Origin of the sequence: Mycobacterium sp. (assembly GCF_049280035.1) — a bacterium.
Lineage (GTDB): Bacteria > Actinomycetota > Actinomycetes > Mycobacteriales > Mycobacteriaceae > Mycobacterium.
On sequence record NZ_JBAPPI010000023.1, the window covers coordinates 1 to 10,019 of the forward strand.

The window sequence follows — 10,019 nt, forward strand, 5'->3', positions numbered from 1 at the left end:
AGGCCATAGCGTTGGGTGTCCGCATCGATCTGCGTAACCCGCTCTCGGGGCGGTTTGCCGAATCCGAGCACCCGCCAGGCATCCAGTACGGGGTAGGTGGTGCAATCCAACGTCTCGACGAGCTTGACGTTGTCGACCTGTCGGCATGCGCCGGTGAGGAACCCAGCGACGACGTTGATAAACCCGGGCTCGAATCCCGTCCCCAGGAAGGTGGCGTGGCCCTGTCGCGCCGCCTCCTCCAGCGCCGCTCGCTCGCTTGGGTGATGGGTGCCGGTCAGGAAATCGCCGGTGGTGACGACGTTGATCCCGGAGCGCAGCATTCGGGCCACCAGGTCGTAGTTGATGACGCGAGGCATGTAGTTCACGCAATCCGGTCGAAGCTCGATCAGCGCATCGGCATCGCCGGTTGCCGCGACGCCAACCCGGGGTCGGTCGGCCAGCGCACCCGCGTCGCGTCCCACCTTGTCCGAACCGAATGCGTGGACGCCCACCACGTCGAAGTCGTCGCGGTCCAGCAGCATGCCAAGCGCTCGCCTGCCGATGTTGCCGGTTGACCACTGGACTACTTCGTATCGCGGCATGCCTCACCGTAACCGTTGACAGCCGATCTCGAACATTGTTCTAATTAGATTATCGTTCGAATCCGACCGTCGTTCGAGAAGGGTGAGCAAGGGCATGCGAACTGCCGCTGGAGCGCCGGTGCTTCGCCACGGGGCGCTGGACCAGGCGCACCTGACGAAGCACCTGCTGCGATTGGCGAAGCGGGTCGGCGTCAACCGGGTCACCATGCGCGAACTCGCGGCTGAGGCGGGTACGGCGGCCTCGTCGGTCTATTACCACGTTCGCGACAAGCGTGAATTGCTCGATCTGCTGATTGAGTCGGTGCTCGCCCAGATCGGGGTGCCGCGTGAGGGCGACTGGGAGTCGCGGTTGGTTGCGCTTTACGCGAATGCCTGGAAGGTGCTGCTCGAGGTACCGGGGATTGCCGTCTTGCTCCAGGAGTATCCGCACACCCCCGCGGCCACGGAGATGGATCGCGCCGCTCGCCGCATCCTGCGCGAATCCGGTTTGCAGGAAGATTATTTCGAGGCGGCGCACGCCGCGCTGTACATCCACCTGCTGGGTTCGGTGCAACTCGCGCACATCCGCCGGACCGAAGCGACGGCTGACGGGCGGAGCGATCGGGCGTTTGGATACGGGTTGCGTCTGATCCTCAATGGTCTGCGCAACGAGATAGGGGGAACCGCATCATGACAGATAAGACGATCGACTTGGCCGAGCCGGCGATCTGGGCGTCGCGATTTCCCGACGAACTGTTCGCCGAACTACGTGCCCGCACACCGGTGTTTCACCAGCAACTCACCGATGACGTGAAATCTGCAGTGGGTCGCGAGTTTTGGGTGTGCACGAAGCATGCCGATGTCGCACGAGTGCACCGCGACTATGAGTTGTTCACCGCGACTCGTGGACCGCTGATCCAGGACGTGCCGCTGTTCGACGCCTATCCAGCCATTGTGAGTTTGGATCCGCCGGATCACACCATCCGCCGCAAGGTCATCTCGCGCGCGTTCACCCCACGGGCGGTGGCGAAGCTGGAAGACGGAATTCGCAGACGGGCCAGGGTAATGGCCGGCGCCCTGCTGGAGTCCGGTGGTGGTGAGTTCGTCGATCTGGCGGCGGGATTGCCGATCTCGGTGATCGGCGACATCGTCGGGATCCCAGAGGCCGATCGGCAGCATGTATTCGGACTAATCGAGAAGGTATTGAAGACCGCCGGGGCGCAGCTTGCCGTGCCCGACGGCGACGACGTATTGCCCTTCGTCGAGTTGTTTCAGTACGCCAGCACGCTGACGGCGAACAAACGCGAACACCCCGTGGACGACATCTGGAGTGCGCTGTGCACCGCGGAGATCACCGCCGAGTCGGGAGAGAGTTTCCTGTTGCCCGCCAACGAGCTGGAGATCTTCTTCTTCGTTCTCGGGTTGGCCGGCGCCGACACCACCCGCAACGCGTTGTGCGACGGAATTCAGGCCTTCGTCGCCAATCCGGATCAGATCGAGATTTACCGGTCCGAGCCGGACGCGCGGAGCACGGCCGTCGAGGAGGTGATCCGGTATTCCACACCCATCATGTTCTGGGTGCGCGGAGCAACCCAAGACGTGATCCTCGGCGACACGCTTGTTCCCGCGGGCGCGCGCGTGGTGACGATGTTGCGTTCGGCCAATCGTGACGAGGATGTCTTCGAGGATCCGAACCGCTTCGACATTCGCCGTGATCCCAATCCCCACCAGTCATTCGGCGGCGGGGGCGCCCACCACTGTCTGGGCGCGATGCTTGCCCGGGCGGAAGTCAGAGCCGCCCTCGACGAGATCTTGCTGAATACGGACGCCATCGAAACCGGCGAGCCGACGATGACGCTGCCCGACCTCTCCAACAACATGACCGTTTACGACTCTCTGCCGGTCAGCCTCAATCATGCCCCGCGTGTGAACTGAGGGACGCCGTCGCGGTGTGCCGCGTCGCACGGTTCGCAGTCGGTGCGCCGCAAGCCGTTGTCGCTCAGACCCAGCTGCACACGGTTCATAGAGGATTGGCGCGCAGATAGCCGTAGATCCCGGCGAAGCCGGCGTTGACGTCGTCGGGAATCGGAACTGGCCCACCTAAAGCCCTTGCACCCCACACGATTTGAGCGGTCCGCTCGACCAGTGCGGTGACATGCAACACCTTGTCCGGCCTCGGCCCGACCGCCACCAGGCCGTGGTTGGCAATCAGTGCGGCCGCCCGCCCTTCCAACGCCTTCACCGCGTTGCTGCCCACTTCGGGTGTGGCCGACGCGGCGTACTCGGCGCAACGGATCTCGCCGCCGCAGTAGATGGCGAACTCGTCGATGCACGCGGGAATCGGCTGGTGTGCGATCGCGAACATGGTGGCCCACACCGGGTGACTGTGGATGACGCTGCCGATGTCGTCGAACGCCTGAAAACAGGCCAGGTGCAGCTTCATCTCCGTCGACGGCGATCGGCCCTCGGCGGCGTGCAGCACGCCGCCGTCCGGATCGACCACCACCAGGTCGTCGAGCGTCATTTCGGCGTAGTCCACCGACGACGGGGTGATGACCAGGTTGCCGTCCTCCCGCCGCGCCGAGATATTGCCCGCGGTGCCCTCGACCAGCCCGCGGCGCAGCATGTCCTTGGCCGCGGCCAGCACCGCGGCCTCGGCGTTGTCAACGAACTTCATGGTCCTAGCACCTCCGGGTTGACGATATGGGCGGGCGTCTTGCCGGACAGCAGCGCTTCCAGGTCGTCGGCCACCATCTGCGCCTGGCGCGCCTCAGTGTTCCACGTAGCGCCGCCGATGTGGGGGGTGAGCACCACATTGGCCATCGCGACCAACGGATGATCGGTCGGCAGCCATTCCCCGACGAAGTGATCCAGACCCGCGGCGGACACCTTGCCGCTGCGCAGCGCCTCGACCAGCGCGTCGGTGTCGTGCAGCTGAGCCCGGGCGGTGTTGAGGTAGACCACGCCGTCGCGCATGGCCGCGAACTGCTTGGCGCCGATCAGCCCGGTGGTGTCAGCAGTGACCGGCGCGTGCAGCGAGACGATGTCGGCCTCGGCGAGCAGTTCGTCGAGGCTATGCCGGGCCTCGTCGTTATACGGGTCATAGGCGATGACCCGCATGCCGAGCCCGGCCATCCGCCACTTCAGCGCCTGCCCAACTGCGCCCAGGCCGATCAGCCCGGCCGTTTGGCCGGCGACCTCCCACGCGCGGAAGCGTTGATAGGGAATGCTGCCGTCGCGGAACACCTCTCCGGCCCGCACGTCGGCGTCGGCGCCCAACACCTGCCGGGTGGCGGCGAAAAGCAGCGCGAGGGTCATCTCGGCGACCGCGTCGGCGTTGCGGCCCGGGGTATTCAGGACCGGAATCCCGGCCGCGGTCGCACCCGCGATGTCGACGTTGTTGGGGTCTCCGCGAGTGGACGCGATGGCCCGCAACCCCAATTCGAAAACCGGTCCGCTGATCGAATCGCTTTCCACCACAACGATATCCGCGGCCTCGGAGGATATCCGCTCGGCCAGCTGCTCGGCGGTGTAAATGCGCAGCGGGGCCGCCTCGATCCACGGGTCGTAGACCACATCGGCCAGCCGTCGCAACTTTTCGAACCCCTCGCCACGCAACGGGGCCGTCACCAAAGCACGGGTCACGAATGCCAATGCTGGCGTACGGTGACGCCCGTGTCACGCGAAGAGGTCACAATCGGCATCGACATCGGCACCACTGCCGTCAAAGCGGTCGCCGCCGACGAGGATGGCCGGGTGGTCGCGCGGGCACGCATCCCCCACGAGCTGCGAGTGCCGACGCCGGACCGGCTGGAACACAACGCCGACGAGGCGTGGCGGTTGGGCCCGCTGGCGGCGCTGCAGCAATTGGCGCGCCCAGATGCGCTGGCGGTAGCCGTTTCCGCGATGGTGCCGTCGCTGACCGCGGTCGACTCCGGCGGCCATCCGATCACGCCTGGGCTGCTCTACGGCGACGACCGGGGGCGGGTGCCGGGAGCAGTCGGCGACCAACCGTTCCCGGTCGGCGAGGCCGCGGAATTTCTGCGTTGGACGGCCGCGCAAGCGCCCGATGCGGCCGGGTATTGGCCGGCGCCGGCGGTCGCGAATTACGCGCTGGCGGGTGCGGCGGTGGTCGACTTTCCCACCGCCTACACCGCCCTGCCGTTGTTCTCGCCACTCTTCGAAGGCGGCTGGAACGTCGAAGCCTGTGCGGAGCGCGGTGTGACGGTCGACCGGATGCCGCGGGTCGAAGCACCCGGTGTTGCTGCCGGGCAGCTGCGCAAAACCGGCGCCGTGCTGGCGGTCGGCGCCATCGACGCGCTGTGCGAGCAGATGGTGGCCGGCGCCGACGACGACGGCGATGTGCTGGTGCTGTGCGGTACCACCTTGATCGTCTGGGTAACCATCCCTGAGGCGCGGCAGGTGGCAGGCCTGTGGACCATCCCGACCATGACCGGAAAGAGTCAGATCGGGGGAGCGAGCAATGCCGGCGGGCTGTTTCTCGGCTGGGTCGACCGGGTGCTGGGGCCGGGCGACCCGGCGGTGGTGGATCCGCGGCGAGTGCCGGTGTGGTCGCCCTACCTGCGGGGCGAGCGCACACCCTTCCACGACCCGGGCCGTCGCGGGATGCTCGACGGCCTGGACCTCACCCACGACGCGGCGACGCTGCGCCGAGCCGCCTACGAGGCGTCCGGCTTCGTCGTTCGCCAGCTCATTGAACTGAGCGGGGTGAATGCATCGCGGATTGTGGCCGCCGGCGGCGGTACCCGAGTCGAGCCGTGGCTGCGGGCCATCGCCGACGCCACCGGCCGGCCGGTGGCGGTGTCGGGGGTGGCCGAGGGTGCGGCGCTGGGCGCGGCTTTCCTCAGCCGGATGGCAGTCGGCCGAGAATCGTCGATCTCCGACGCCGCGCGATGGGCCGCCATCGAGCGCATGGTGGAACCGGATGCCGCCTGGACAGTTCCGATGGAGGAACGTTACGGCCGGTTTCTTGAACTGGCCGGCCGGCCGTCCAGGGCGTCGTGAGTATGAAGCAGAAGGGCTTTACAGCGAGCGCTCGAGCAGCACGTTGCCGTTGTCGGCGGAAACCACCTGCACCGCTGCGATCTGGTTCCTCGGCGTCGAGATGCTGCCGGCGGGCGTCGCGGTATGGCCGGGGTCGGCTACCCAGGTCGCCAGCTGGGTACGGGTGCCGTCGCGGTTGACCACCACCATCGCCAGCCTGTCGTGGTGGGCATACACCGGCGCCAGGCAGACACACCGCAGGTCGATGACGGTGCCCCAGTTTTGGCTGCTGAGCGACACCGTCGAGGCCAGCGCCTTCGTGCCAACCTGGTCCATCTGCAGTGCCGCCACACTCGCCTGCGGCGGCGCTGACGTCGGGGAATGGCCCGTGAGGCTAGGAATGCTGACGAACACACCGATCGCCAGCAGCACGGCGGCGACAGCCCCAGATGACCACGTCATCATGCGCGAGCGGCGCCGCCGCTGGCGCACTGCCGACAGCATCGACGGCAGCAGGTTCGGAGGGGCCGCAGTGATGAGGTCACCGTTGTTGATCGCGGCCACCGTGTCGCTATCGAGCTTGGACAGCAGAGCCGGCATGCCGCTGAGTTCGGCGACGGCCTCCCTGCACGACGGGCACACGCGCAGGTGCGCCTCGTACTCCCGCCGGTCGGCCGGTGACAGCGATCCCAGCACGTAGGCCGCGTCCCACGTCGCGTAGTCGTGGTCGTCGCCGACGGGCAAGTCGTTATCGCCCGGCGGACCAAAGCCTTGGATCAGCCTCATCGTGAGCCCCCATATGTAGTCGTTATCAAGTATTCGGAGCCGGCGGCCGCCCGGATGGGGCTATCCACGGCCGTCAAGATGGCCCGTCGCATCGTCATCGGGTCACCCCCATCTCTTGCAGAGTGAGTCGCAATGCGCGTACAGCATAGTGTAAGCGCGACTTCACAGTTCCTTCAGCTATCTCAAGGTCAGCAGCGATCTGGGCGGTGCTCCAGCCTCGGAAGTAGGACCGCTCGACAACGGCTCGATGTTCAGGCGACATTTGCGCCATCGCGTCGGCGATCAGCAGCCGGTCCAGTGCCGAGTCCACCTCGTCGGGAACCGGCTGCTCAGGTGCGCCTTCTTCGTCCAGCGAACCAGCGATGTTGCGGAACTTCGGGCTGCGTCGCTCGTCGATGATCATGTTGCGGGCCACAGTGAACAGCCATGCCCGCGCCGGACGTTCGCTGTCGCCGATGACCTCAGGATGCTGCCATGCCCGCAACAGCGTCTCCTGGACCACGTCCTCGGCACGGCTGGCGTCACCGGTCAACCGCATCGCATACCGCCACAAAGCCCCGGCATGCTCGTCATAGAGCGCCTTCATCAACGCCTCTTCGGCGTTCGCTGCGCTGGTGACTCGACTCACCCGTTCACCTCCTGATAAGTGATACGAGTGGCGAGCATTTCCAGTTCATCGCGGCAGCATCACCACGGGTCTCGCATTCAGTCGGGGATCCAGTTTCCGTGGAATCCGTGCGGCACCCGCCGCGGCAGCCGGACACGAGCCACCGGCTCGCCCTCGAAGTCTGACGCATCGATAATAACGAGATCACTGCTCTCATTTACTGGGTCGTAAACATAACTCAGGTACCAGCCGGCCAGCTCGTCGGACTCCCCGACCGCCGGCGCGAACACCGCCTCGCTGGGCGCACCCGGGTAGCCGCCGGCGCCGAATCGGTGCTCGGATGCGGTATCACGCTGCAGGTCATAGCGGACCAGCGCAGTGCTGCCCACCGCCACGGAGTAACGAGCGGCGGCGCCGGCCATCCGGTCGTCGGCGCGCGGGTATTCCACACCACGGTCGTCGAGTTGGCTCTCCTCGACCGTCCCGGTGTCCAGGTCGAGCTTCCAGCGCCATAACGCCGCGTCGGTCCCGAATTCGCTACTGCTACGCCATATCTCCGGATAGCGAAGCACTTCCAGCACAATTGAATTCTCGCCCGCCGATGTCGCGTCATAGGCATTCGCAATGTGGAAGACGTAGCACGGGTCGATGTCCAGCCAGCGCATCGGGCCATAGGGGTCGTCGCGGCGCAGTACACCCAGACGGGCGCCGTAGTTGTCGTCCCACCGATACGGTAAGTCCCGCATTTCCTGTTCGTTTTGCCGCGACATCGCAACGCCGAAGTCGAATACCAGCGGCAAATCCAGGAAGACGATGTGCTCGGCGGTCAGCGCGAAGTCGTGCATCAACGTCAGAGCGGGCACGTCGATGGGGCGGCTGATCGTCAACTGGCCGCCGGCGTCCGCACGGTGATAGACGACGTGGGGCTCAAGGATGTTGCCGCAGCCAAAGAAATGCATCTCACCGGTAACCGGGCAGATCTTCGGATGCGCGGTCATCGAATCCGTCAACTTGCCGCCGAAATCGTAGACGCCCACCGTCTCCAGGTCATTGCTGATTTCATAGGGCAGCGAGAATTCCATCAGCGCAAGGGTTTTGCCAGCGTGACGAACGACGTGAGTATTGGCGATGCTGGAGTGCAGGTTTCGGGTGCCGTCGTCTTTGTAGAACGGCAACGGACGCTCGAAGCTCTCGGTGCGCACCCAACGGTTGCGGTACCAGGCTGCGCGGCCGTTCTCCAGCCGAACCCCGTGCACCATTCCGTCACCGACACACCAGTGGGCCGCGCCCGCACGCGCGTTCGGACCGTTGCGCAGATACCAGCCGTTCAACTCGGCCGGGATGCTGCCCACAACCGGTAGGTCGAAGGCGGTCAGCTCGTCGTGCACCGGGGCGTAGTTGCCGGTGCGGAACACCGGCAAGACGGTCTGTGCGTCCACTACCACCGGCGGTATCAGCGACGGTTGCAGTCGGGAGTGATCGGCGGCAGCGGCCGACCGCTGGTCCGCCTCCGCCAGCAGCGATGTCAGCAGGTCAGGGCACGGTGGCGGAGCGGACGGCGCATCGGCACCGTCGCCGCCCACCACGTGGTCGTAGTCGAGCAACGACAGCAGCGGCGCGACGGCGGTCAGCTCGGTCACGGACTGCTGGCACGGGGCGCAGCCAACCAGGTGTGCCTCGAAAGCGTGCCGATCGGCATCCGACAGTGAGCCCAGCACATAGGCCGCGTCCCACGTCGCGTAATCGTGTGCGCCGTTGAGCATCGGCTCACCGTCGCGCGGCACATTTCGGTCCCGGGGATCCGTCATTGGGTCACCCCCATCTCCAACAGTGCCTCGCGCAGTCCCCGCAGCGCGTAATGCAGCCGCGACTTCACCGTGCCTTCGGCAATTTCCAGGTCTGCGGCGATCTGCGCAGTAGTCCAGCCCAGGTAGTACGACCGGCCGACCACTGCCCGATGGTCGGCGGACAGCTGCGCCATCGCATCGCCGATCAACGCCCTGTTTAGTGCCCCGCCCAGCTCGTCAGGACTCGCCGGCTCCGGTGGGCCGGAGCCGTCCAGCGACATCACCTCGTTGCGGAACCGGGCGCTGCGCCGGTCATCGATCACCATGTTCCTGGCGACAGTGAACAGCCACGCGCGGGGAGACTGCCCGTTGCTGAGGACTTGCGGATGCTGCCATGCCCGCAGCAAGGTCTCTTGCATCACGTCCTCGGCCTGGGCAGGATCACCGGTCAACCGCCACGCATAGCGCCACAAAGCGGCGGCATGTTCATCCCACAGCCGCTTGATAGCTTCCGCGTTCGCGCCGGTGCCCGGTATGTCTATCACCAGCCTCTCGGTGATGACACGGATCAGGTGTCCGTCTGGTTCACCCGAGGGTCAGAATGCGTGGTCCGTCGTGGGTGGCCGCGACGGTGTGTTCCCAGTGTGCGGCACGCGAGCCGTCAGCGGTCGTGACTGTCCACTGGTCGTCGAGGACGACGGTCTTGCCGGTTCCCAGGGTCAGCATCGGCTCGATGGCCAATACCGATCCGTCGGCCAGCAGCGGACCGCGCCCGGGAGCTCCCTCGTTGGGCAGGAACGGGTCCATGTGCATCTGCCTGCCGATGCCGTGTCCGCCGTAGCCCTCGACAATGCCGAACTCCCGCCCGTAGCGGACCTCGGCCGCGTGGGTGGCGGTTTCGATGGCGTGCGATACGTCGGTCAAGCGGTTGCCGGGAACCATGGCGGCGATCCCGGCCTCCATCGACTCCTTGGTCGCCTGCGACAGCAGTTCGTCGGCGGGGATGAGCGGTCCAACACCGAAGGTGATCGCGGCGTCACCGTGCCAACCGTCCAGGATTGCGCCGCAGTCGACGGACACCAGGTCACCGGTGGTGAGTGTCTCGCTGGCCGACGGGATGCCATGCACCACGCGGTCGTTGACCGATGCGCAGATGGACGCCGGGTAGCCGTGGTAGCCGAGAAACGACGGCGTGGCACCGGCGTCGCGGATCACGGATTCAGCGATCGCGTCGAGATCGTGCGTCGACGTCCCGGGGACCGCGGCCGCTCGCAC

10 protein-coding genes and 1 pseudogene are annotated in these 10,019 nt (G+C 66.2%); 3 read left to right on the plus strand and 8 right to left on the minus strand.

The features are described from left to right. Positions 1–581, minus strand: a pseudogene (locus tag WAN71_RS00765) (dihydrodipicolinate reductase); the annotation flags it as partial. A gap of 94 nt (positions 582–675) precedes the next feature. Between WAN71_RS00765 and WAN71_RS00770 the strand changes: the two are divergent. Then, positions 676–1,254 (plus strand): TetR/AcrR family transcriptional regulator, encoded by a 579-nt coding sequence (locus WAN71_RS00770; protein ID WP_422223502.1) that lies wholly within the window; start codon positions 676–678, stop codon positions 1,252–1,254. Then, complete coding sequence (locus tag WAN71_RS00775) at positions 1,251–2,495, plus strand: cytochrome P450 (RefSeq protein ID WP_422223503.1); 1,245 nt, start codon at positions 1,251–1,253, stop codon at positions 2,493–2,495. The genes WAN71_RS00770 and WAN71_RS00775 overlap by 4 nt, the downstream gene beginning before the upstream one ends. A gap of 85 nt (positions 2,496–2,580) precedes the next feature. On the opposite strand, the gene WAN71_RS00780 is transcribed toward WAN71_RS00775, so the two are convergent. After that, positions 2,581–3,237 carry an L-fuculose-phosphate aldolase gene (locus tag WAN71_RS00780; protein WP_422223504.1) on the minus strand — a complete coding sequence of 219 codons (657 nt, stop codon included), beginning with the start codon at positions 3,235–3,237 and terminating at the stop codon, positions 2,581–2,583. Then, positions 3,234–4,214, minus strand: coding sequence for an NAD(P)-dependent oxidoreductase (locus tag WAN71_RS00785; protein ID WP_422223505.1), 981 nt, complete (start codon positions 4,212–4,214; stop codon positions 3,234–3,236). Before WAN71_RS00785 ends, WAN71_RS00780 begins: the two co-directional genes overlap by 4 nt. Positions 4,215–4,235: 21 nt before the next feature. Here WAN71_RS00785 and WAN71_RS00790 point away from each other — a divergent pair, with 21 nt between their 5' ends. Further along, positions 4,236–5,585 carry a xylulokinase gene (locus WAN71_RS00790; protein ID WP_422223506.1) on the plus strand — a complete coding sequence of 450 codons (1,350 nt, stop codon included), beginning with the start codon at positions 4,236–4,238 and terminating at the stop codon, positions 5,583–5,585. Between the two features lie 18 nt (positions 5,586–5,603). Here the strand turns inward: WAN71_RS00790 and WAN71_RS00795 are convergent, their stop codons facing one another. From WAN71_RS00795 to map, 5 genes are all read right to left on the minus strand, one after another. Beyond that, positions 5,604–6,350, minus strand: a complete 747-nt coding sequence (locus tag WAN71_RS00795; protein WP_422223507.1) for a zf-HC2 domain-containing protein — start codon at positions 6,348–6,350, stop codon at positions 5,604–5,606. Between the two features lie 94 nt (positions 6,351–6,444). Continuing rightward, positions 6,445–6,978 carry a sigma-70 family RNA polymerase sigma factor gene (locus tag WAN71_RS00800; protein WP_422223508.1) on the minus strand — a complete coding sequence of 178 codons (534 nt, stop codon included), beginning with the start codon at positions 6,976–6,978 and terminating at the stop codon, positions 6,445–6,447. 77 nt (positions 6,979–7,055) lie between these two features. Beyond that, on the minus strand, positions 7,056–8,720 hold the full coding sequence (locus tag WAN71_RS00805; protein ID WP_422223510.1) for a carotenoid oxygenase family protein: 1,665 nt from the start codon (positions 8,718–8,720) through the stop codon (positions 7,056–7,058). 41 nt (positions 8,721–8,761) lie between these two features. After that, a complete protein-coding gene (locus WAN71_RS00810) occupies positions 8,762–9,286 on the minus strand; it encodes a sigma-70 family RNA polymerase sigma factor (RefSeq protein WP_422223511.1) in 525 nt (174 codons plus the stop codon). 43 nt (positions 9,287–9,329) lie between these two features. Then, the coding region (map, locus tag WAN71_RS00815) for a type I methionyl aminopeptidase (RefSeq protein WP_422223509.1) at positions 9,330–10,019 on the minus strand (690 nt) is incomplete at its 5' end.

Coding starts and splice junctions, on each gene's coding strand:
- WAN71_RS00770 (WP_422223502.1), top strand. CDS start 676: ATGCGAACTGCCGCTGGAGCGCCGGTGCTTCGCCACGGGGCGCTGGAC.
- WAN71_RS00775 (WP_422223503.1), top strand. CDS start 1,251: ATGACAGATAAGACGATCGACTTGGCCGAGCCGGCGATCTGGGCGTCG.
- WAN71_RS00780 (WP_422223504.1), bottom strand. CDS start 3,237: ATGAAGTTCGTTGACAACGCCGAGGCCGCGGTGCTGGCCGCGGCCAAG.
- WAN71_RS00795 (WP_422223507.1), bottom strand. CDS start 6,350: ATGAGGCTGATCCAAGGCTTTGGTCCGCCGGGCGATAACGACTTGCCC.
- WAN71_RS00805 (WP_422223510.1), bottom strand. CDS start 8,720: ATGCTCAACGGCGCACACGATTACGCGACGTGGGACGCGGCCTATGTG.